The organism is Herbiconiux sp. FW305-C-125 (assembly GCF_058783455.1).
Window position 1 is genome coordinate 39,972 of record NZ_JBYSYO010000015.1, and the last position, 21,494, is coordinate 61,465.

Annotated in this window: 25 protein-coding genes; 17 read left to right on the forward strand and 8 right to left on the reverse strand. The window is 65.0% G+C overall.

Annotation, left to right across the window (positions count from 1 at the left end):
- Positions 1-52: 52 nt before the first annotated feature.
- From AC3WLB_RS23005 to resB, 9 genes are all read left to right on the forward strand, one after another.
- A complete protein-coding gene (locus tag AC3WLB_RS23005) occupies positions 53-454 on the forward strand; it encodes a hypothetical protein (RefSeq protein ID WP_492510105.1) in 402 nt (133 codons plus the stop codon).
- Between the two features lie 100 nt (positions 455-554).
- Positions 555-758, forward strand: a complete 204-nt coding sequence (locus tag AC3WLB_RS23010) for a hypothetical protein (protein ID WP_492510107.1) — start codon at positions 555-557, stop codon at positions 756-758.
- Positions 755-2,749, forward strand: coding sequence for a bifunctional copper resistance protein CopD/cytochrome c oxidase assembly protein (locus AC3WLB_RS23015; protein ID WP_492510109.1), 1,995 nt, complete (start codon positions 755-757; stop codon positions 2,747-2,749). The genes AC3WLB_RS23010 and AC3WLB_RS23015 overlap by 4 nt, the downstream gene beginning before the upstream one ends.
- The gene (locus AC3WLB_RS23020; RefSeq protein ID WP_492510111.1) at positions 2,746-3,714 is read left to right on the forward strand and encodes a cytochrome c oxidase assembly protein; all 969 of its coding nucleotides are present in this window, start codon (positions 2,746-2,748) and stop codon (positions 3,712-3,714) included. Before AC3WLB_RS23015 ends, AC3WLB_RS23020 begins: the two co-directional genes overlap by 4 nt.
- Positions 3,711-4,352 carry a copper resistance CopC family protein gene (locus AC3WLB_RS23025; RefSeq protein WP_492510113.1) on the forward strand — a complete coding sequence of 214 codons (642 nt, stop codon included), beginning with the start codon at positions 3,711-3,713 and terminating at the stop codon, positions 4,350-4,352. The genes AC3WLB_RS23020 and AC3WLB_RS23025 overlap by 4 nt, the downstream gene beginning before the upstream one ends.
- Entirely contained in the window at positions 4,352-4,714 is a 363-nt protein-coding gene (locus AC3WLB_RS23030) for a DUF6804 family protein (RefSeq protein WP_492510115.1), read from the forward strand. Before AC3WLB_RS23025 ends, AC3WLB_RS23030 begins: the two co-directional genes overlap by 1 nt.
- A gap of 342 nt (positions 4,715-5,056) precedes the next feature.
- Positions 5,057-5,440, forward strand: a complete 384-nt coding sequence (locus AC3WLB_RS23035; RefSeq protein ID WP_492510117.1) for a hypothetical protein — start codon at positions 5,057-5,059, stop codon at positions 5,438-5,440.
- A gap of 63 nt (positions 5,441-5,503) precedes the next feature.
- Positions 5,504-6,769, forward strand: coding sequence for a peptidoglycan DD-metalloendopeptidase family protein (locus AC3WLB_RS23040; RefSeq protein WP_492510119.1), 1,266 nt, complete (start codon positions 5,504-5,506; stop codon positions 6,767-6,769).
- Positions 6,766-8,412 carry a cytochrome c biogenesis protein ResB gene (resB, locus tag AC3WLB_RS23045; RefSeq protein ID WP_492510121.1) on the forward strand — a complete coding sequence of 549 codons (1,647 nt, stop codon included), beginning with the start codon at positions 6,766-6,768 and terminating at the stop codon, positions 8,410-8,412. The genes AC3WLB_RS23040 and resB overlap by 4 nt, the downstream gene beginning before the upstream one ends.
- On the opposite strand, the gene AC3WLB_RS23050 is transcribed toward resB, so the two are convergent.
- On the reverse strand, positions 8,375-8,902 hold the full coding sequence (locus AC3WLB_RS23050) for a signal peptidase II (RefSeq protein WP_492510123.1): 528 nt from the start codon (positions 8,900-8,902) through the stop codon (positions 8,375-8,377). The two genes, resB and AC3WLB_RS23050, sit on opposite strands and share 38 nt — an antisense overlap.
- Positions 8,903-9,162: 260 nt before the next feature.
- Here AC3WLB_RS23050 and AC3WLB_RS23055 point away from each other — a divergent pair, with 260 nt between their 5' ends.
- From AC3WLB_RS23055 to AC3WLB_RS23065, 3 genes are all read left to right on the forward strand, one after another.
- Positions 9,163-9,663, forward strand: coding sequence for a DUF3093 domain-containing protein (locus AC3WLB_RS23055; RefSeq protein WP_492510124.1), 501 nt, complete (start codon positions 9,163-9,165; stop codon positions 9,661-9,663).
- Positions 9,660-9,947: a TFIIB-type zinc ribbon-containing protein gene (locus AC3WLB_RS23060; RefSeq protein ID WP_492510125.1), complete on the forward strand. Its 288-nt coding sequence runs from the start codon at positions 9,660-9,662 to the stop codon at positions 9,945-9,947. Before AC3WLB_RS23055 ends, AC3WLB_RS23060 begins: the two co-directional genes overlap by 4 nt.
- A 664-nt stretch (positions 9,948-10,611) precedes the next feature.
- On the forward strand, positions 10,612-11,274 hold the full coding sequence (locus AC3WLB_RS23065; protein ID WP_492510127.1) for a C40 family peptidase: 663 nt from the start codon (positions 10,612-10,614) through the stop codon (positions 11,272-11,274).
- On the opposite strand, the gene AC3WLB_RS23070 is transcribed toward AC3WLB_RS23065, so the two are convergent.
- The 3 genes from AC3WLB_RS23070 to AC3WLB_RS23080 are packed head-to-tail and all read right to left on the reverse strand — an operon-like array spanning position 11,250 to position 14,173.
- Positions 11,250-13,361: a heavy metal translocating P-type ATPase gene (locus AC3WLB_RS23070; RefSeq protein ID WP_492510129.1), complete on the reverse strand. Its 2,112-nt coding sequence runs from the start codon at positions 13,359-13,361 to the stop codon at positions 11,250-11,252. The two genes, AC3WLB_RS23065 and AC3WLB_RS23070, sit on opposite strands and share 25 nt — an antisense overlap.
- The gene (cmtR, locus tag AC3WLB_RS23075; RefSeq protein WP_492510131.1) at positions 13,358-13,717 is read right to left on the reverse strand and encodes a Cd(II)/Pb(II)-sensing metalloregulatory transcriptional regulator CmtR; all 360 of its coding nucleotides are present in this window, start codon (positions 13,715-13,717) and stop codon (positions 13,358-13,360) included. The genes AC3WLB_RS23070 and cmtR overlap by 4 nt, the downstream gene beginning before the upstream one ends.
- Before the next feature lie 27 nt (positions 13,718-13,744).
- Positions 13,745-14,173 (reverse strand): ArsR/SmtB family transcription factor, encoded by a 429-nt coding sequence (locus AC3WLB_RS23080; RefSeq protein WP_492510133.1) that lies wholly within the window; start codon positions 14,171-14,173, stop codon positions 13,745-13,747.
- A gap of 159 nt (positions 14,174-14,332) precedes the next feature.
- Between AC3WLB_RS23080 and AC3WLB_RS23085 the strand changes: the two genes are divergently transcribed.
- The 5 genes from AC3WLB_RS23085 (at position 14,333) to AC3WLB_RS23105 (ending at position 18,423) form a co-directional block, all read left to right on the forward strand.
- Positions 14,333-15,445, forward strand: a complete 1,113-nt coding sequence (locus AC3WLB_RS23085; protein WP_492510135.1) for a calcium:cation antiporter — start codon at positions 14,333-14,335, stop codon at positions 15,443-15,445.
- A gap of 63 nt (positions 15,446-15,508) precedes the next feature.
- Complete coding sequence (locus AC3WLB_RS23090; protein ID WP_492510137.1) at positions 15,509-15,940, forward strand: hypothetical protein; 432 nt, start codon at positions 15,509-15,511, stop codon at positions 15,938-15,940.
- Positions 15,941-16,039: 99 nt separating this feature from the next.
- The gene (locus AC3WLB_RS23095) at positions 16,040-16,447 is read left to right on the forward strand and encodes a hypothetical protein (RefSeq protein ID WP_492510139.1); all 408 of its coding nucleotides are present in this window, start codon (positions 16,040-16,042) and stop codon (positions 16,445-16,447) included.
- 247 nt (positions 16,448-16,694) lie between these two features.
- Complete coding sequence (locus tag AC3WLB_RS23100) at positions 16,695-17,771, forward strand: acyltransferase family protein (RefSeq protein WP_492510141.1); 1,077 nt, start codon at positions 16,695-16,697, stop codon at positions 17,769-17,771.
- Positions 17,772-17,922: 151 nt separating this feature from the next.
- On the forward strand, positions 17,923-18,423 hold the full coding sequence (locus tag AC3WLB_RS23105) for an RNA polymerase sigma factor (RefSeq protein ID WP_492510143.1): 501 nt from the start codon (positions 17,923-17,925) through the stop codon (positions 18,421-18,423).
- Between the two features lie 280 nt (positions 18,424-18,703).
- On the opposite strand, the gene AC3WLB_RS23110 is transcribed toward AC3WLB_RS23105, so the two are convergent.
- The 4 genes from AC3WLB_RS23110 to AC3WLB_RS23125 form a co-directional block, all read right to left on the reverse strand.
- The gene (locus AC3WLB_RS23110; RefSeq protein ID WP_492510145.1) at positions 18,704-19,210 is read right to left on the reverse strand and encodes a signal peptidase II; all 507 of its coding nucleotides are present in this window, start codon (positions 19,208-19,210) and stop codon (positions 18,704-18,706) included.
- 14 nt (positions 19,211-19,224) lie between these two features.
- On the reverse strand, positions 19,225-19,836 hold the full coding sequence (locus AC3WLB_RS23115) for a cadmium resistance transporter (protein WP_492510147.1): 612 nt from the start codon (positions 19,834-19,836) through the stop codon (positions 19,225-19,227).
- On the reverse strand, positions 19,833-20,159 hold the full coding sequence (locus AC3WLB_RS23120) for an ArsR/SmtB family transcription factor (protein WP_492510199.1): 327 nt from the start codon (positions 20,157-20,159) through the stop codon (positions 19,833-19,835). The genes AC3WLB_RS23115 and AC3WLB_RS23120 overlap by 4 nt, the downstream gene beginning before the upstream one ends.
- 351 nt (positions 20,160-20,510) lie before the next feature.
- Positions 20,511-21,443, reverse strand: coding sequence for a hypothetical protein (locus AC3WLB_RS23125; RefSeq protein ID WP_492510149.1), 933 nt, complete (start codon positions 21,441-21,443; stop codon positions 20,511-20,513).
- Positions 21,444-21,494: the final 51 nt, after the last annotated feature.

The window sequence follows — 21,494 nt, forward strand, 5'->3', positions numbered from 1 at the left end:
TTGATACCCTGGACGTCACCGAGACTTACCACCGGATCGAGAGCCGCCGCCCGTGATCAGCACCCGCACCGACCCGCGACGGGTCCGCTGGGCGACGGTCGCTGGACTCGCGGTTCTCACCGCAGTCGCCGCGCTGCTGTTCGGGCATCTGATGGACTCCACCATGACCGAAGTCCCCGCAGCCGTCTCCGCGGCCAGCATCGACCAGGTCGACGTAATTCCGGATGCGCCGTCCGCAGTCACCGACGGCACCGCGAATCTGCTGGTCGCCGGTTGCTCAGCCCTGTGCTTGACCCTGGGCATCGGCTGCCTGCTCGCCGTTCTCGCGCTTCTTCGCGTCGGCGTGATGCGTTTGCTTCCTGCACCCGGGCCACCTAGTGCCGTGCCCACCCTGCAGCGGACCCTGCGCCCCCAGGCCCCGGCATTGACCCAATTGGGCGTTTCCCGCATCTGATCCCGACGGGTGTTCTCAGCGACCCTTGTCGCACCCACTCGTCAATGGTTCCCCCGCCACGCGCCTGCGCGCGGGAGCCCGTCCGTATCAGGAGCGCCCTATGGGCATGGACAACTATTGGTTCAACGCCATCTACTCACTCGCCCCCACCGTGCTGGTCGGAGGAATCTTCTTCGTCATCATGCGCGCGATCATCAAGGCCGACGCCCACGAACGCAAGGCACGAGCGAAGGTCGAAGCCCAGGAACGCGCGCGCCTCGCCAAGCGTCTTGAGACCGGGGACGGCGAGAAGAGCTCATCGTGACGGCCGCCACGCAGCAAGATGGCCGAGACGTTCGCCGGGTGCTCGCCATTGCCGCCCCGGCCACATTGGTGGCCAGCACCCTTGTCGTCGGCGGCGTCCTGGCCGTGCTTGCTTGGCTGCAGCAGCCGACCCTCCTGATCGACGCCGGGCCAGTCGTCGACATCGGGCTGCCGCTCGCTAAAAGCGCGGTCAACCTCACCTCTGCGGTCGTGCTCGGAGCACTGGTCCTCGCCACCTTCGCTCTCCCCATCGGGAAATCCGCCTACAACACGGCCATGGACATCGCCGCCGGGAGCGCGTGTGCCTGGGCTGTGCTGTCGTTCCTCACCGCGATCCTGGCGTACTTCTCGCTCGCCGGCCCCGTTCCCGTGGAGATCTTCCCCGCCAGCTTCGGTCAGTTCCTCACCGACGTCAGCCTCGGCCAAGCCTGGCTGATGACCACGGTAGCCGCAGCCGTTCTCGCGGTACTGTGCTTCGCCGTGCGGGGCCCGGCCCTCGTCGCGACCGCCCTGGTGCTTGGCTTCGCCACTCTCGTTCCGATTGCCCTCCAAGGTCACGCGGCCGGTGCCGGCAGCCACTCCGCCGCATCCTCAGCTCTCTGGCTGCACGCCGCCGCCGCCGGAACCTGGATCGGAGGGCTCGTCGTCACCGCCTTCCTCGTCAGTCGCAGCACGAGGAGCGACGCACACACACTGCTTCGCCGGTACTCCTCCATCGCCCTGATCAGCTTCGTGATCGTCGCCGCCTCGGGACTCGTCTCCGCTGTGATCCGATTCGACCAGCCCTCCCAGCTGTGGACGACCGGCTACGGGCAGATCCTGCTCGTCAAGATCGCCGCCCTCCTCGCACTCGGCGCCGCAGGTGCCGCGCATCGCCGCTTCCTCATCCGCCGTTTCGCCGAGTCCCCCCGAACCCGCCAGATCATTGCCTGGCTGATCACCTCCGAGATGCTGCTGATGGGGCTCGCATCCGGCGCGGCCGTCGTGCTCGCACGCACACCACCACCGGTCGGAGAAGGCCTCGCTGTCACCGCCTCGGAGATCCTCACCGGCCAACCGCTGCCCGCTGCCCTGTCACCAGCACGGTACTTCGACAGTTGGACCATCGACCCCATCTGGGCGATCGGCGCCGCCTTCGGCATCGTGCTCTATCTCGCTGCTCTACGACGGCTCCGCCAGCGCGGCGACAAATGGCCGGCGCTGCGAGCAGTGTCGTGGATCATCGGCCTGATCCTGCTCGCGTACGTCACCAACGGAGCTCCGGCCGTCTACGGTACCTACCTGTTCAGCCAGCACATGCTCGAGCACATGACGCTCGGCATGATGGTGCCAATCTTCCTCGTGCTCGGCGCCCCGGTCACGCTGGCGCTCCGCTCCATCCATCCCCGTAAAGACGGCAGCCGCGGTCCCCGGGAATGGCTGATGGCCCTCACCCACGCTCGGGTCACCGCCATCATCACCCACCCGCTCGTGGTCGCGATCCTCTTCGTCGGATCGACCCTGCTGTTCTACTACTCACCGCTGTTCGGCTGGTCACTCGCCGACCCGCTCGGGCACCAGTGGATGATCGCCCACTTCCTGATCGTCGGCTACCTCTTCGCCCTCTCAATGATTGGAACCGACCCCGTGCCGTACCGGTTCCCCTACCCGCTGCGACTCGTGACCCTCCTCGTCGTCATGGCCTTCCACGCCTTCTTCGGGCTCTCCATCATCACGTCCACCGAACTGCTGCTCCCGGACTGGTACGGGGTCATCACCGAAGGCTGGAACGTCGACCCCCTCAGCGACCAGCAGGCCGCCGGGGGAGTGGCCTGGAGCGTCGGCGAAATCCCCACCCTCGTCCTCGCGATCACCATGGTCACCCTGTGGTCGCGCTCCGATGCCCGCGAGACCCGGAGAATCGATCGCAACGCCGACCGCACCGGCGACCGTGACCTGAACGACTACAACGCCATGCTCCGCACCCTCAACGACCGAAACACCCCGCAATGACCGGCGACCCCCTCGGCCCGGTCTGGGTGCCGGCCCAACCCCCCGACCTCACCCAGTTCCTCGCCCCGAACCTGCAGCCGATCCCGCTGATCCCCGCGATCGGGCTGATCCTGTTCGTCGCCTACAGCCTTGGTGCCCTCCGACTCTGGGCCACCGGGCGGCGCTGGTCGGTCACCCGCACGATCTGCTTCCTCGCCGGCTGCGTCATCCTCATCGTCACCATGGGAGCCGGCCTCGAGGGCTACGGGTACCGGATGTTCTCCGTGTTCATGTTCCAGCAGCTCACCCTCATGATGGCCGTGCCGCCACTGCTCGTCCTCGGCTCCCCGGGCACCCTGCTCCTGAAAGCCGTCCCGCACCGCGGCCTCGGTCGATTCGTGCAGCGCGCCGCACTGACCGGGCTGCGATCGCGCGCAGCACGTACCGCCCTGCACCCCGCCGTCATGATCCCGCTATTCCTGTTCACCTTCTACGGCCTCTATCTCAGCGGCATCGCAAGCGCCCTGCTCGGGACATGGACAGGGCACGTCGGGCTCGAGCTCTTGTTCCTGGTCAGCGGAATCCTGTTCACGATCCCCCTCATCTCCGCCGACCCACTTCCCGCCCGGCAGACCCACCTCGGGCGCCTCCTCGACGTGTTCGCCGAGATGCCGTTGCACGCCTTCTTCGGCGTCATCATCATGCTTGCCACGCTGCCGCTGGTCGCGTACTTCGCCACACCGCCTGCCTCCTGGGGCATCGACCCGGTGCAAGACCAGCTCGTCGCCGGCGCCCTCGCCTGGTCGTACGGCGAACTTCCCACCCTCATCATCGTGCTCGTACTGCTCTCCCGCTGGCACCGCGACGACACCACCCGAGCCAAAGCCGCCGACCGTCGCCACGACGCCCACGGCGACGCCGACCTGGACGCCTACAACGACTACCTCCAACGCCTCAACCGCCGCAACACGAAAGAAGCCCCATGACCTCCCGCCCACGCCACCGAATCCCCGCGACCGTCGCCGCCATCCTCGCGACCGCCGCGATCCTTTTCGGAGCCGCCCCGACCGCGACTGCCCACGACGCCCTCGCGTCCGCCACTCCGGCAGCAGACCAGACCATCACGACGCCGATCACCCAGGTGCAACTCACCTTCAACGAAGCGCCCCTCGCCGGATTCGACACCGGCATCGCAATCGCTGTGCTCGACCCGGCCGGGACCGACGTCTCCACCGGTGACATCACCATCGACAACACCACCCTCACCAAGGCGGTGACGCCCACCACGGCGGGCAGCTACCAGGTGCTCTGGCAGACCGTCTCTGCCGACGGACACCCCATCTCCGGCCAATACGGTTTCAGCTACACCGTCGAGCCGGCACCCACCGTCGTGCCCTCACCCACAGCCACCGAGACGACCGAACCGACGCCCAGCATGGAGCCCTCGACGACCCCGCCCACCGAAACCTCGGCCGCGACCTCAACGGCGGAGGGGGACGTGTACTCGGCCCTGTTCCCCATAGCCCTGATCGGCGGCATCATCGTCGTCGTCCTCGTCGTCGCCATCGCCGTCGTTGTCTCGATCCGTAGCAGACGCCGCAACGCCGAGCAGGACCCGCGCTGATGGCCAAGGGAAACAACCGCAGCCGGAACATTCGACCCGGCATGCTTCCTGCCGTGCTCGGAGCCATCGCGCTGCTGGCTACCATCGGTCTCATCGGAACCGACTTCTACCTGTACGTCAGGTACGCGGTCAGCATCCTGGCGCTGATCTTCGCAGTGATCGCCCTCCAGCACCGGCGCTGGTGGTGGGGAATACCCATGGTGCCTCTGGCCGTGTTGTGGAACCCGGCATGGCCGTTCGAATTCGGCGACGACGTCTGGCAGGTTCTCACCCTCGTCGGATCAGCCGTGTTCATCGCCGTCGGCGTGCTGTTCCGAACCGTGGATACCAGCGGGCCTGTACCGGCGCGAAGCAACCGCTGAATGTCAGCGACCCTGACGGCGCTCCCTCGACCGCATTCGCCTCGTCTGGATGCCCGAGAGACCACCCAGCACCAGAAAGCCGACCGCGATCGGAACCGCGATCTCCCACCAGGTGTTCCCAGTGAGCAGGTTCGCGAACAGGATCAGCAAGCACACCCCATTCAGACCCAACGCCAGATAGGCATACTGGGCCGATGTCCACCGTGGACGTTCGGGCGGCTGGAGACCAGAAGAAGGCACGACATTCCATTCACAGCGGCGATCAAATCTCTCCGAGAGTACAGGATCTCCTTTACAATCGCTGTGACAGGAATTACCCCCGAGCGGAAGGCAGTGACACGCATGCGCATCACGCAGCGCGCGCTCCCACGACTGCTCCACACCGTGCTTCTTGCCCTGTTGATCTGCGTCGCCGCAGCGACATCGACCGTTCTCCACGCCGCATCAAGCAACCACGACGCCGACGTCGCCGCCTCCGTGATCGTGCCCGCCGCCGCCCCGGCCACCCATGCTCCCGATAGGGACGGTGGGGGAGTGGTGGAGTGTCTCGGGGCTGCTCTGATCTGCGTAGCGGCGATCGGCCTGCTCGTGCTCGTCACAGCGCAAGCGCGCCGCTCGGCTCGCGCAGAAATGACCCCGGCGGCCGGCAACGCGCCTCCGCGGGCGTCGCGGTCCGAATTCCTGTCACTCGTCCTCGCATCAAGAGCAGGCCTGCTCCGCATCTAGAATCTGCGATCCCTTGCACAGCGCCCGCGCGCGCCCACTCCCGCATTGGAAAGCAGAATTCTCATGGACCCCTCGACCCCGAGGGCCGATCGTCGCACGTCGCGGCACCGGTCCCGAATCCTTCTCTCGGCCGCTCTGACCATCATCATTACTGCAGGCCTGACGACCACTCCGTTCTCGGCCGCCGCCGAGGAGTACCCAACGTGGCCGGAAGTCGAAGCCGCTCGCGCCGACGAATCCAGCAAACAGGCCCAGATCAGCGAACTCACGGCACTCATCGGCCAGATCGAAGCGGACCTTGCCCAGGCCCAGCAGCTCGCACTCACCCGCAGCAACGAGTGGGACCTGGCTCAAGACGCCCTGGACCGGGCAGGAGAAAAGGCACGCGAACTCGACGCGCAAGCGACCGAAGCCGAGCAGGCAGCCGGAACAGCCCGGAACACAGTCGGTAGGCTCGTCAGCTCGATGGCCAGAACGGGTGGCAGCGATCAGCTCAGCGCCCAGCTCCTGCTCTCCGGTGCCGACTCGGATAACTTCCTCAGCCGCCTCGCCATCGCGTCCCGGTTATCGCAGAACATCGATCAGCTGTACGTGCAGGCCGAAGCCGCCGGCAACACGGCGCAAGCGCTCACCGACCAGGCCGGCGTGGCCCAAGCCGAACGCGCCCGTCTCGCCGAAGAAGCACAGGTGGCCATGGACGCCGCCATCGCGGCATCCCAAGAGGTCGAATACCAGCTCGGGCAGCAACTGCAGAACTCCGAAACCCTCAAAGCACAACTGGCCGTCCTCACCGAGAACCGCCAGGCCACCGAGGCCGATTATGCACGCGGCGAAGAAGTCCGCCGCGCCGCCGCCGCGGCGGCCGCAGCGGCAGCCGCAGCCGCGGGCGGCTACCCGCAACTGGACTCCGGCCAGCTCTCCGATCAAGGCTGGACCCGACCAGTCGGTGGCCGGATCTCCGACGGCTTCGGGCCACGCGTCGCTCCCACGGCAGGCGCGAGCTCCTACCATCGTGGCGTCGACCTCGGCGCGGGTTGCGGAACCCCGGTCTACGCCGCGTCCGCGGGCACCGTAAGTTACGCGGGGTGGTTCGGGGGCCTCGGCAACTGGGTGCAGCTCGACCATGGTGCCGGTGTGCAGACGAGCTATGCGCACAACAGCCAGCTCGTCGTGAATCCGGGCGAGTCGGTCGCCGCCGGCCAGCTGATCTCGCTAGCCGGAACGACCGGAGTCTCCACCGGCTGCCACCTCCACTACGAAGTCACCGTCGACGGCACCCGCATCGACCCCGAAGCCTTCATGACTGCCCGCGGCGCGACCCTCGGATGAGCGCACCCACCCAGTCCGATGCGTCGGCCACGGACCCTCGCCGACCCGACGACCACGTCGACTCCGAACTGCCCCGCACCTCCGCCGCGGCCGGCTGGGGGAGATGGGCGTGGCGGCAGCTGACCAGCATGCGCACCGCCCTCTTCCTGCTCCTCCTGCTCGCCCTCGCATCGATCCCCGGATCGCTGCTCCCACAGCGCAGCTCCGACCCTAACGGCGTCATCCAATACATCGACAAGAACCCCGGAATCGCACCCCTGCTCGAAGCCGTGCAAGCGTTCGACGCCTACAGCTCCTTCTGGTACTCGAGCATTTACATCCTGCTGTTCGTTTCCCTGATCGGCTGCGTGATCCCCCGTGCCAAACACCACTGGGACGCGCTCCGGGCCCAACCACCACGAACCCCCGCACGATTGAACCGGCTACCCGCCTACGCCCGCGACGACCACCCGGCGGGCGTCAACACCGAGAATGCACTGCAGAGCGCAGAAGCGATTCTGCGCAAGGGACGATACCGGGTCGCGCGCTTCACCAGCGGATCGTCGGTCTCGCTCTCAGCCGAGCGCGGATACCTGCGAGAAACCGGCAATCTCGTCTTCCACATCTCCCTCGTCGGACTCCTCCTCGCGGTCGCGCTCGGCGGCCTCTTCGGCTACGCAGGACAGCGCGTCGTCGTCGAGGGCGAAGGATTCGCCAACGTGCAAAGCTCCTACGACACCTTCAACCCCGGACGCCTGTTCACCCCCGAGGTCCTTTCCCCCTACCGCATCACCCTGGACGAGTTCACCGTCGACTACGAGGACGCCGACAGGGGAGCACTCGGCCAACCACTCGACTACACCGCCTCCGTATCGATCACCGAACCGGGAACCGATACGGCCCGCACCGACACCATCAAGGTCAACAAGCCGCTCGAGCTCGCCGGCGCCGACATCTTCCTCCTCGGCAACGGATACGCGCCCCACATCACCATCCGAAACCCCTCCGGCGACACCGTGTACTCCGGAGCGATCCCCTTCCTTCCCCAGGACTCCAACCTCACCTCGCTGGGCGTCATCAAAGTGCCCGACGGGCTCAAAGAACAGATCGGAATGCTCTCATTCCTCTACCCCACGGAAGAGACCAGCGACTCCGGGGCGAAGTACTCTTCCTACCCGGACCTCATCTACCCGACCGTGACCCTGAACGTCTTCCAGGGAGACCTCGGCCTCGACGGCGGCGTCCCGACATCGGTGTACTCGCTCGACACCAGCACCCTCACACAACTCACCGGCGGCGACACCGGCGTGCAGTCCCTCCAACTGCGCCCCGGCGAGACCGTCGACCTGCCGAACCAGCTGGGCAGCATCACGCTTGACGAGATCAGCCGGTTCGCGTCCTTCGACCTCAGCTACGACCCCGCACAAGACATCGTGCTGATCTTCGCGCTCCTCGCCACAGCCGGACTACTGACATCCCTGTTCATCTCCCGACGGCGCATGTGGATCAAGATCACCCCCACGGTCGACGGAGAAACCACCATCGAGTACGCAGGCCTAGCGCGCGGCGACGACCCTCGGCTGGAGGAAGCCGTCCGTGCCTTTCAGACCGCTCACCGCAGCACCCTCAGCGCGCTGCCTCATGAGCCCGGGAGCGAAGCGTGACGAGCACAAGCCAGACCAGCACCCCACCGACCGCGAACACGTCAGCGAGGTTGAAGATCGCGAACCACGACACGGCGAGATAGTCGACGACCTCACCCGTCAAGGGTGCCCCGGGCGGCGCACGGAAGACCCTGTCCACCACGTTCCCCAGACCGCCCGCGAGAACCACCGAAAGGAGAAACACATCAACAAGCTGCTGCCCCCGCCAGACCTTGATGGCAATCCACACAGTCAGACCGGTCAAGACGGCGATGAGAACCACCCCAACAATCGGCCCCAGGCCGGCACCCATGCCGAAGGCCACCCCCGGATTGAACACCAGCCGCAGCTCGAACGTCGGAAAAACCTCGATGACCCGCCCATTCGAAAGATCGGCGATCGCCCATTGCTTCACGAGCTGATCGATGACGACGCCGACCACGACCGCGAAAAGGACGATGAGAGCGCCGACCAGGCGACGACCGGGGAGGTCAGATCGAATGTCGGCCACCCAACGACTATACAGAAAATCCTGAACTATCGTGTGTACTCTGAGCCCATGCCCACCAGATGGACCGCGGCAGCACTGACTGCCCGGCTTCGCTTGCTCCGCGTTCTCGCCGCCCAGCCGAACAGCAGCACCGTGGCGGCGAGCAAACTTCGACTGATCGAAATCGCCCGCGCCGTCGACTGCGGAACCCTCCCACCCGAAATGGCAGAACGTTTCCTCGTCACCTTGGCGGAACGACTCGAGCGACAGGAGAGCGACGCGTGAAGCTCTACCGTGAACGACTTCGGCCAGCCATCTCCATGTACTTCTACATCGGCTTGGTCATCCCGGCCAGCATCATCGTGTTCTTGCCGATCGCACCCCAGGGAGGCATCCCGGGGATCGTAATCGGAATCGTGCTCGGGATACTCCTGTACTCCGGGGTCATCTTGCTGTTCGTTGCGACGGCTCCCGTGATCGAAGTCACCGACACCAACCTCCGAGTCGGACGCGCCATCATTCCCCGCGCCTTTCTGGGCGCCGTCAAGGCATTCGACGGAGCAGAGGCCACCCGGCAACGTGGCCCCGCCCTCGACGCCCGCGCCTGGCTGTGCATCCGCGGGTGGGTCAAACCCGTCATCCGCGTCGCAATCACCGACCCCGCCGACCCCGTACCGTACTGGCTGGTCTCCACCCGACACCCCGACACTCTCGTCCAAATTCTCGAGCACTCCCCAGATCCGGCAACACCCCAACCCATCACGCAAGGAGAAGCCCCATGAAGTGCCCCATCGACGACTCCACCCTGGTCATGTCCAACAGGGAAGGAATCGAGATCGACTATTGCCCGCAATGCCGCGGCGTGTGGCTGGACCGCGGTGAGCTCGACAAGATCGTCGAACGCTCCGCCTCCCCGGTCGCTCCACTACCCGCACCGGCCTACGGTTACGATGACCGCGGTGGCCATGACAGGGACACGCGGTCCGGACATGGCAGCGACCGCAACTCGCACGGCAGCCAAAAGAAGCGCGGACGCGAATCATGGATCAGTGACCTCTTCGGGTAATCCGGGGCGGCACCTGTGCAGCACTCCACCGCGCTCCGGCCGCACACCGCGCCGTGAACGACACGTGGGGGGAGGAGCTGGTTCTCCTCTCCAGCTCCGGGCCATTCCAGTACGTACTGCCATTCATCAGCATCGCGATTCTGGCAGTTGGAGCGGTCACCATTGCTCACGCTCCCGGTCTGACGGAGGGGGAGAAGGGCGCGTGGTTCATCTGCGTCGTGCTCCTGCCCCTGGCTGGGTCCTTGGCCTGGATCATCATCCTGTTGACTCACTGACCATTCGGCGACGGCGAGGGACCGGCCATCGCCCGTTATCAATCTGTTAGTAAATGTTTGGATGTACTCGACATGCGGCGCTGCGTCGCGTACCGTCGAGGAATCCGCTTTGCACCCGAAGCTGGCGGACCCGGCCAAGGAATTCCTTTCGCCTCTTGGCCGGCGAGCGAACCAAGAACGGGAAGGCGAGCGGCACACCAACGCCGAATTGGAACCCAAGGACATTCGTGCCCCTAGAAGACAGTGCTCCACAGCCGCAGACACGACGAGAGCTCCGAGAGCTCGAAGCGCGAAGCAAGCACACCCCAGTCGTGCGGCTGGTAACGCCGGCTCGCCCTCCCAAGAAGGCTACGGGGTCTCCACGGCGGCGCGCGGCCACGGTCGTAGTCATGACCTTCACGGCCGGGCTAGTCGCGACGATGGCGCTCCCGGCTTACGCATTCGGAGGCGGCGGGAACTTCGGAAGCGAACAGACAGACCGTGCGATCGCGGGAGATCAAACCCTCATCGTGCCGGACGCGTCGGCAGCCCTCGCGGTGAGCCGAGACAACTACGTGGCACCCAGCCGAGAAGAACTCGAAGCGTCCCGTCAGGCCGCCGCCGCCGCTGTCGCGGCCACACAGGCTGCAGAGGCCGCGGCGGCAGCTGCAGCGGCCAAGACCAGCAGCCCGGCTGCAACTCCCTTCACCGTGAACCCGCCTTCGGGCCCCTACAGCGGTGAAGCGATCGTCGCCTACGCGCAACAATTCGTGGGAGTGGTTCCGTACGGCACCGGTGCCAGCCCCGACACAAGCTTCGGTTGCGACGGACTCACCCAGTATGTGTTCGCGGCCTTCGGCATCTACCTGCCCAGGATGGTCTCAAATCAAGCGGCCATGGGAATTCCCATCGCCCCGGCAGACGCACAAGCCGGGGACCTTGTGGTCTGGCCGGGAACCCACATCGGCATCTACGACGGAAACGGCCAGAGCATCGACTCGCCCGACTGGGGTCGCTACGTGGAGCATCGCCCCCTCTGGGGCAGCTACTACTTCGTGCGAATAGTCGGATGACCCGAGATCCTTATGCCTTCAGCAGGCGCATCCTGAGGCTCCGGTAGGGCGGGGAGCACGGCTCGGCCTCGCGCGGCTCGGAGGCCGTTGGCGATCACAACCACCTCCGCGATCTCGTGCACTAGAACCACTCCGGCTAATCCCAGCACGCCGAACAGGGCAAGCGGGAAGAGCGCAATGATGATCACCAAGGCGAGCACGATGTTCCCGGACATGATCCGGCGGCCACGACGGGCGTGAGCAAGAGCCTGCGGGATGAGACGCAGATCGGAACCGGTGAAGGCAATATCGGCGGACTCGATGGCGGCCGCGGAGCCGGTGGCACCCATCGCGACTCCGACGTCGGCCGCGGCGAGAGCGGGGGAGTCGTTGATGCCGTCGCCGATCATCGCCGTGCGACGTGACCGGCGGAACGACTCGATCACGGCAGCCTTGTCCGCAGGCATCTGCTCCGCCCTGACGTCAGAGATACCAACCTGGGCGGCAAGAGCCTTCGCAGTGCGGGTGTTGTCGCCCGTGAGCATAACTGCGGCCACGCCGAGAGTCTTCAGCTCTGTGATTGCAGCCTTAGCTTCCGGTTTCAGTTCGTCTCGGATGCCGATCAGGCCCGCAGGGGAGCCGTCGATCTCGACGACGATCACCGTCATGCCTTCGGCTTCCATGCCCTCGCAGCGCTCGAGGAGCGCGCCGGGCGAGACCCAGCGGGGACTACCGACCCGCACGTCCGTATTGTCGATGAGTCCGGATACCCCCTGGCCGGGATGTTCCGTCACATCGGAGACGGTGGGTGGGTGAGGCTGCTCGGTGAGGATTGCTCTCGCCAGGGGGTGGGTGCTGTGTGACTCCAGTGCCGCGGCGACGTCGAGAACACGGGGGCGATCGGCTGCGGCCGTTGTCTCGACGGCGACAACCGTCGGCTTGTTCCGCGTGAGGGTGCCGGTCTTGTCGAACGCCACCAGATCAATGGTGCCAAGTTGCTCGAAAGCCTCTCCGGACTTAATGACTACTCCGAACCGGCTGGCCGCGCCGATGGCGGACACCACGGTCACGGGCACCGCGATGGCCAGAGCGCAGGGCGATGCGGCGACCAGAACAACCAGAGCTCGTTCGGTCCAGGTCAGGGGATCACCGACGAGGAAACCGAAGGCCACTACTAGTGCCGCAACGATCAATACGATCGGAACCAGTGGCCGGGCGATGCGGTCGGCAAGGCGGGCGCGTTCGCCCTTCTCGGCCTGGGCCTGCTCAACCAGCCGCACAATCGTGGTGAGGGAGTTGTCGGTGCCGTTCGCGGTCGCTTCGATCTGGAGGCTGCCCGTGCCGTTGATGGCGCCCGCCGGCACCGGGTCGCCCGGACCGACTTCGATGGGGATGGATTCGCCGGTGATGGCGGAGGCATCGATACTGCTGCGCCCAGAAGTCACGATTCCATCGGTTGCGATCCGCTCGCCCGCCTTCACGAGAAGGAGGTCGAGCTCCTGGATCTCAGCGGTACGAATCTCGACCGGGCCGGCTAGCCGGGACACGGTTGCGGTCTCCGGGACCAGGGAGAGCAGAGCCCGCAGACCGTTTCGGGCTCGGTCCATCGCACGGTCCTCGAGAGCCTCGGCGATCGAGAACAAGAACGCTAGCGCGGCCGCCTCGCCGACATAGCCGAGGAGGACGGCACCGACCGCTGCAATCGTCATCAACAAACCGACGCCGAGTCGGCGGCGGAGGAGACGGCGAATGGCGCCCGGCACGAAGGTCGAGGCGCCCGCGATGAGGCTCAGCGCGAGCACGATCGTCGCGGGGAGGCCGACACCGGACCACTCCAGCGCGTAGCCGACCGCGAGGAGCGCCCCAGCGGCGATCGGGACGAGCAGATGACGGTCCTTCCACCACGGAGTCAGCTCTTCGCCTTCGCCGCCGGCATGATCGTGCTCGTCGTCACTCTCGTCGGGACCGTGACTCTGATGGCCGTTCGTGGTGTCGTGGGCGCAGGCGTCACTCCCCGCCACGGAGTTGCTGGTGGAGAGGTTCAAGCCGGGTCGCCGCCCGATCGACAACGGCATGGGATCTTCGGGTCCGCAGCATTCCTTGCTCACGGGGCTACCTCCGCTCCGCAGCACAGCGGGACATCGCAGTTCTCATCCGTGCACTCCACACCGTCATCGACGGCGAGGACGACGTCCATCAACGCGAGAAGCGACTTCGTCAGATGAGGATCGGCGATCTCATAACGGGTCTGCCGCCCTTCGGAGATCGCGGCGACGATGCCGCACCCGCGGAGGCAGGTCAGGTGATTGGACACATTCGATCGGGTGAGCTCGAGATCTCGGGCCAGCTCGGCCGGGTACCCGGGCTGCTGGATCAGGCTCAACAGGATGCGCGAGCGGGTCGGATCGGCCATCGCGCGACCGAGGCGGTTCATGACGTCAAGACGCGAAGCAATAGTCAGCACACGCTGACCGTACAGCGAAAGCTGTATTTAATCCACGTTGAGCTCACCGGCCGACAGGGGAGTGGGGTGCATCAGCTCCGTGTGGCCGACATGCTCAAGGCCGATCTCGAGTAGATGCTGCACATGAGTGTCCGCGATCTCGTAAAAGGCCACCCTGCCATCGCGGCGCACATCGACGACGCGGTGGGCACGCAGAAGGCGAAGGGCATGCGAGACGGCGGACTCGCTGAGGCGGATCGCCGCAGCAAGGTCGCGAACGCACATAGGACCATCAAGCAACGCGATCAGGAGTCGCACCCGGTTCGGCTCTCCCAAGAGCCCAAAAACATCAGCCAGGTCCGCAATGTCCGCCGGCGCCGGCATCAACGCGCGCACGGCATCGACGTGTTCGCGATCGACGGTCGGGGCCGAGAAGGCCTCTCTTCTGGAAGGTGCGCCGGGCGCTACGGGGGGCATGAGCCCGAGGATACCCCGCGTCGCACAGCCTTAGATGAGCGAAATCCTATACAGTACAGGTTCGCGTGTACTCCCAGAGCTTCTCCAGACGGCTATGGAATCGTATGAACGTATGAGCACTCGTTCATAGATAAACGGATCCCAACCCGAGACGAGATCGTGCCCGGCAAGACCCAATCGCCCAAGCAGGCGGCCTACAAGACATGGCTGAGCACTGGCATTCCGATCGTCGCCGCCATCACGCTCGTGGCGTTCTGGGGCCAGAAACTAGACGGGGCACTGGTCGTCCTCGTCGCAATCGTGCTCGCCGCGGCAGTCCTCGTCGCTGTGTACCATGCAGAAGTCATCGCTCATCGCGTGGGAGAGCCGTTCGGCTCCCTGGTCCTTGCAATCTCCGTCACGGCGATCGAGGTCGCACTGATTGTCACGCTTGTCAGTGCAGGAGGGCCTGGCTCAGAAACGCTCGCGCGTGACACCGTGTTCGCCGCCGTCATGATCACCATGAATGGAATCGTCGGCCTCGCCCTCGTCATTGGGACTTTCAAGCACGGGATCGTGAAGTTCAACGCCGAAGGAACCGGGGCCGCCCTTGCGACAGTCACCGCCCTCGCCACCTTGGGACTGGTTCTTCCGACGTTCACATCCGCCGAGGGGCCAGTATTCACAACGAGCCAGCTCGTATTCGTCGCGATAGCCTCCCTCGTCCTATACGGCATCTTCGTCGGCATCCAGACCGTGAGTCACCGAGAGATGTTCGTGCCGGTCAAGAAGATCGTCGCAGCCCCTGCACCCCAGGGGACGGGACACGTCCCGTCCCTCCGCCAGACCTTGCTCAGCCTTGGCCTACTCCTGATATCGCTGATTGCGGTAGTTGGATTGGCGAAGCTCGAGTCGCCCTCGATCGAAGCAGCGGTTGCAGCGGTCGGCTTCCCACCATCCTTTGTGGGCGTCATCATCGCGATCCTCGTGCTCTTGCCCGAAAGCATCGCAGCCCTACGAGCAGCTCGACGAAACGAAATCCAGACCAGCTACAACCTCGCCCTGGGATCAGCAATGGCCAGCATCGGGCTCACCATCCCGGTGATCGCCATCTCCACCTTCTGGTTCGAGGGCTCCCTGATCCTTGGCCTCGGCCCCACCCAAATCACCCTCTTCATCCTGACCGTGGTCGTTAGCACGCTGACGCTTGTGCCGGGGAAGGCCACTCGCCTCCAAGGTGGCGTGCACCTGGTGATATTCGCTACCTTCATCTTCCTCTCGATCTCCCCGTAAACCCCACGAATCTGCCCTGCACCTCACCGGTCACACCCCAGCCCTACACGAAAGAGACCCGCGATGACCATCCCCCGAACCGGCCGGCTAGCCGCCGCAATCGCTGCCACCGTCCTCAGTGGGGCACTCTTGAGCGGGTGTACATCCGTCGGCGAGATCGTCGCACAAGAGGCCGGAAATGCTGCGTGCACGATCATCACACCGGTCATCGAGCAGGTCGCCTCCGACGTCCAAACGGCAGTCGCGGACATCCCCGTTGATCCGGCCGCCGCCAAGAAGAACCTCACGGCCGCGAAGGTGCTTCTCGACACGGTCGCCAGTCAGATAGCGGAAGGAGCCGCATCCAACGCCGCCGACACGGCCAGCGCTACTATCGACGGCCTCATCGAACAGGCTCAAGCCCTCGAGGCTGGCGAGGCCCTCGATCAGACACGCATCGACGAACTCAGCGAGGAACTTCAAACCGCGCTCTCAACCGCCACCGGCGTGTGCTGACCCGGCCCACCTCAGCCTGAGAGTGTGGTGTCAGCCGCGCACGCACCTCGCCCGCACGGCAAAAACCCTGAACTATAGATGAATGAACGAGGAGATGTAATGCGCAACTCGCCCGCATTGCGCCAGCCTCACGGCGGAGCACTCGCCGTACTCCTCACCGTCATCGCGCTTGTGGCGACGGCAGTCTTCGTTCATGTTGTGCCCGTGCATTCCACTGCGCGCTCCACGCACGTGGTGACTGTCGCTGAACCGGACGCCGCCCCCAGCAACATCGCAGTCGGCGATGCTCGGTCGCAAGCTGCCGATCCCGGACACTCCCAGATCGATCACGACTCGACATTGCGGCATCGGGCGCCCGACCTCACCGGCGCCGACGTCGGCACACTACCCGCCTCCGCCCAGCACGTCCTGAACCCCACCATCAATGCCTGGGCCACCAACGATCCCGTCACTGCGAGTTCTGTCGCGCCGCCCTCGCTCATTGCCCTATCGATCAACAGAACGTAGAAGCGGTCTCTTCGCAGCCCGTCCATTGCCCGGTTGCGAGGCTCATGCGCGCGCAAGCGCCGCGTCCTCACCTTCGGGGTTTAGCGGCCGCGCATTCCTGATCGTTTTCCGGGTCGCTCACGCCGACCCGATCTGTCTGAGATCGAGGACTTCTCTCGTGGCAATTCACGCCGGCACCTCGCCGCCCTCCCTCCGCTCAAACGTCAGCACTGCAGAACCTGTGCCGACGAGCACTCGCATACCCTCCATGGATGGTCTGCGGGCTATTGCGGTCCTGATCGTATTCGTCGGGCACGGCACGACTGACCAAGGATTCTGGCCCGGCCATCTCGGCGTGACCATATTCTTCTTTCTCAGCGGATACCTGATCACGACCTTGCTTCGCCGCGAGTTCGAATCCTCCAGAACAATCAGCCTGGGACGGTTCTATCTTCGCCGAGCGTTCCGCATTCTTCCCGCGGCATACTTCACCATCCTCCTCGCGTTGCTTTTAGCCGCGACCGGAGTTCTTCCCTCCGCAGTAACCAGTTGGGGAGTCGCCGCGGAATTTCTCAACATCACGAACTACTACATCGCGGTCAACGGAGACACAGGTCTGCCCCCAGAAACCAGCCAGCTCTGGTCGCTCGCCGTCGAGGAGCAGTACTACCTGGTCGTCCCAATCCTCCTGCTACTCGCCTACAGGGTGGGCGCCGGCCGCATCCGGATCGGCCGAGTGATCGTCGCCATCGCTCTGCTGGTGCCCGTCTGGCGCATCGTCCTAGGACTAAACGGGGCAACTTTCGAGCGCATCTACAACTCGACCGACACGCGCGTCGACGCGATCCTGTGGGGTGCCGCATTAGCGCTGCTTTTGAACCCCGCCATGGGCGACCGTCTCAGACGACCCGGCCGAGTTGGGAGATGGGTTGTCGCACACCTCCCACTCGTCGCCGCTGCCGCGGCGATCGTCGTGGGGATCAGCTCCGTCGTGCCGTCAATGGCCTTCGAGCTGAGCATCGCGGGCACTATCCAAGGAATCGCGCTCGCTCCGATCTTCTGGTTCGTGATCACTCAGCCCGAGGGCAGGGTCGGCCGGATGCTCAACAGCAGAATCGCCGTGCGTATCGGGGTGCTCTCGTTCTCGATCTATCTGCTTCACAAAACTGTCCTCGCCCTCGTCACGCCCGCCATCGACGCACCACCTCTGACCGACGCAATAGGCCTCGTCCTTTCAATCGCCGCAGCACAACTCCTCTACTTAGCCGTCGAGCGTCCGTTCATGCGGCTTCGCATCCGGATCGAGAAGCGTATTGATCGCCGCCGCGAGAGCCGCGACGGCTAAGTTGCAGGTCTGGACCACAGAGTCGAACTGGTCTGGACGGCGGAGCCGCTGCCTATCTGCAGGAGAAGGTCGACGCGGCCGCGGCCAGCGACCGGGGGCTGATGGTCCGGTACTACGGGAGAAGCTGCGACGCGTTCGGACGGATCTTCCAGTGACCGCGCCCGAGCCGGTGCCGGCTGGCTTCGAGGCGTTCGTGCGCGACGTCGCTCCCGACCTGCTGGACTACTTCGCCCGGCGGGTCTCGCCGCCGGATGCGGCGGCAGACTGCCTGGGCGATGTGCTGCTCGTGCTCTGGCGTCGACGAGACGCCCTCCCGAGCCCACTAAGCGAGAAGCGAGCGTGGGCCTTCGGGGTGGCCCACCGCGTGCTGAAAAGCCACTACCGGGCCTCAGCGCGACGCTCCGCCCTCACAGGGTCTTTCCGCGCGGCTCTCCTCGTAACTCATCAGAACGAGCCGGGCACCGGGCGAGGGGAGGAGCTTGGAGATGCGCTCGCCAGTCTCCGGATCGACGATCGCGAACTGGTGCTCCTGGTCGCCTGGGAAGGATTTTCCCTTGTCGACGCGGCGGCGGTGCTAGGTATTCGCCCGGACGTAGCCCGCGCGCGCTACTCCCGCGCGAAGACGATTGAAGACAGCCCTGACCAGTGTTGAGCTGGCACCCGAGAGGGAATGATGCCGGAATCAGCGTGGGACATCGAGGGGGCCGGAGAGGCACAGCCCGTTCCAGCTCGTCGGAGCGCGCTTCAGCTCGCGATAGGTCTAGCCGTGATCGCGATCGTTGGCCGCAAACGTCGTCCGTATCGAAACTCGATTTCGAGAAAATCAGTTTCGGTCCGGTGACCGTTTCGAGGTCGTTGCGGAGAATGTCAGGCGTGGTGCTCATACCCACGTTCGCGCCCCTCGGCGAACTCGGTACGCACCCGCATGGACACTACGGTGCCGTGTTCAGGACCGCGGGGTGGCGGTCCTTGCTTCGTGTGTCGCGCTGGAATAGCGATAGGAGTACGAAACCGGTGAGGCCGAGGGTGGTGAAAATGTCGGCCACATTGAAGATTGCGAACCAGTCGACAGCGATGAAATCGACCACTTCGCCCGTGAGCGGACCCTTTTCAGCGCGCGCGATGCGATCCCAGAGGTTCCCGATCGCTCCTCCCGCGGCGACCGCGAGGAGCATGGTGGGAAGCGTACGGCGACCCTGTACCGCGCGCGTTGCGATCCAGCCTAGGAGAGCAGTGGTGAGGACCATGATCCCGATGACGAGCGGGGCTCCGACATCGCTACCGATCCCGAACGCGACGCCGGGGTTGAAGATGAGTCGTAAGCTCGCGCCGAGGCCTAGCTCGACTTCGCGGGTGGGCCCCAGGGCTGTGAGAGCCCAGGCCTTGGTGAGTTGATCCACCGCCAGGGCGGCCGCTACGGCGAGGGTCGCTGCGGCCACCCTGAGGGTTGCTCTCATGAGAGCGCGTCGATGAGGCGGATGATGACTCCGGACTCGATGAGGATGTAGAGGCCGAGGCCGATGAAGACGGCGGGCACGAGCCAGTGTTCGACCTTTTCGAGGGCCTCGGTGACGGTCTTGTTCGTGCCTACGAAGCGGGCGACGACGCACCACACAGCCACGAGAACCAAAAAGACAATGATCGTGATGACGGTGTCCCAGACGGCGCTGGTGCGGAAGACCGGAGTGTAGAGCGAGATGTTGTCGGCGCCGTTGGCGATAGTGATGCCGGCCACGCCGAGCAGGCCGCCGGCTCGAATGGAACTCTCGTCGTCATCGTCGTCATCACCCCGGCGACGAAGGGTGCGGATCAAGCCGTAGATACCGATTGCGAGGGGGATGAGTCCGAGGAAGCCCACCCACTCGTCGGGAACGATGGTGAGGCCCGCAGCGGCGATAACGCTGATCGCGACCAGCGCGATGAAGCCGAGATATTGCCCGACGACGACCTTCCAGCTCGGTAGGGCGCCCCTGCTCGCGGCGAGGAACAAGACGGTGAGAACAACGATGTCATCGATGTTGGTGGCGGCGAACAGGCCGATGGCCGCTGCAATCGTTCCGATCATCGTGCGTCACGCCCGTACGTCGTGCAGAGGTCGACCTGGTAGCCGGTCTGCGCCAGAAGTCGTTCGGCGGATTCGAGGACGTCGATAACTTCTGGCGTGGTCACCGAATAGAAGTTCTGACGCCCCTCGCTTCGACCGACGATCAGCCCGCAGTCTCGGAGGCAGGCGATGTGCTCGGAAACGGTGGACTGGGCCAGCCCAAGTTCGTCGGTGAGGTCTCGCACACGCGCTTCGCCTTCACTGAGCCGTCGCAGGATCGACAGGCGACTCGGGTCGGCTAAGGAGTGGAACAGCGACACGGCTGCTGTCAGTTTGGTTGTCATCGGCACTTTCCGATCATATCGGAGTTGACCGATCATTTCGAACCGGAGCGTCGGTGCGGGGCATGAGCTGGGCCGCCCGCTCGGTCTGCATCATTTGTAGGTTCACGCAATCGCCCGAAACTGATCGATTACGGCACGTCGACCAGGTGCAGCGCCGTGACGCGACACGCCGTGCCGCAACTCTGTGCCGAAACCGAATCGTGCCTAAACCCTGTCCTGAGCCTTTCGGGCCCAGCGCCGAGGCCAATGCTCGCTGGGCACAGTTCCTCAGACAGCTCATCCCGGTTCCGCTTAGGGCGTCTCGATGAGGGATGCCTCAACGGGCACATTGCTGATGGGGGATCAGAGGAGCTAACCAGCCGTGCTGAAAAGCGCTTCGGCCTCTGGCGGGCCGGCGACGGTGACGCTCCCGTCGGGCAGCCAGGTCACATCCACCTGACGGAACGTGCCCGCGCCAGGGTCGTCGGGCTGGCTTGAGCCGGGATTCTGATACGAACCCTTGATATTGAGGCCAGTTGCAGGAAACGAATCGACCACGGCGCAGCTCGCTGACGAGCGACCCGTGGGCTGCACGAGAACGAGACACACCTCGTTTCCACTCGTGCTGCGCGCTACGTACACGGGAGGTGAGTCCACGAGCGCCCGGAAACTGAGAACGCTGAGAGCGGGTGCGTCGAGAGCCACCCGCGGGAGATCGATCGTGGTCTGCGGCTGATCGAAGATAGCGACAGCACCCGCCGCATTCACCGCCGGGCTGCCGACCTGATGACCAATGACGATGCCGACGAGGACTCCCGCTAGAGAGATGGCCGCTGCGCTCACCGCGATGATTGTGCGACTTGGGGCCACTCGTCGCTTTTTCATCATCGGCAATCGGTAGGTCGGCGCGGGCGCCGACTCGTGGGCAGCCTCTCTTTCAGTGTGCGATTCGGCTGTGAGCACCGCGTCGATCGCAACGCGGGTGCGCGATCGTTCCGCCTCGATCGCTTCCATGAGGCGGTGATGCTCTTCTGTAGCCGCCGCCAGGGCGGGGGAGGGGGGCCCATACACGATGGCTTCAAGGGTCCTGACCTGGTCTAGCGGAGACGGGCGACCGCTGGGAGTGGACTCGGTCGGATGGTTCCACCACCAGAGTGCATCTAAGGGGCTCTCGGTGCCGGTGTAGTTCTTCTCAAATGTGCCGAGCAGGATTGGGTCGGACGAAATCCGGTCGACATCGGCTGGTGGGACGAGGGCGCCGGGCATGATTGCGGGCGAAGTGGTGTCGCCACGGGTGCCTGTCATACATCTAGGCTCGCTGATCGACGAATGATGAGCAAGTGACCTAGGGGGTAC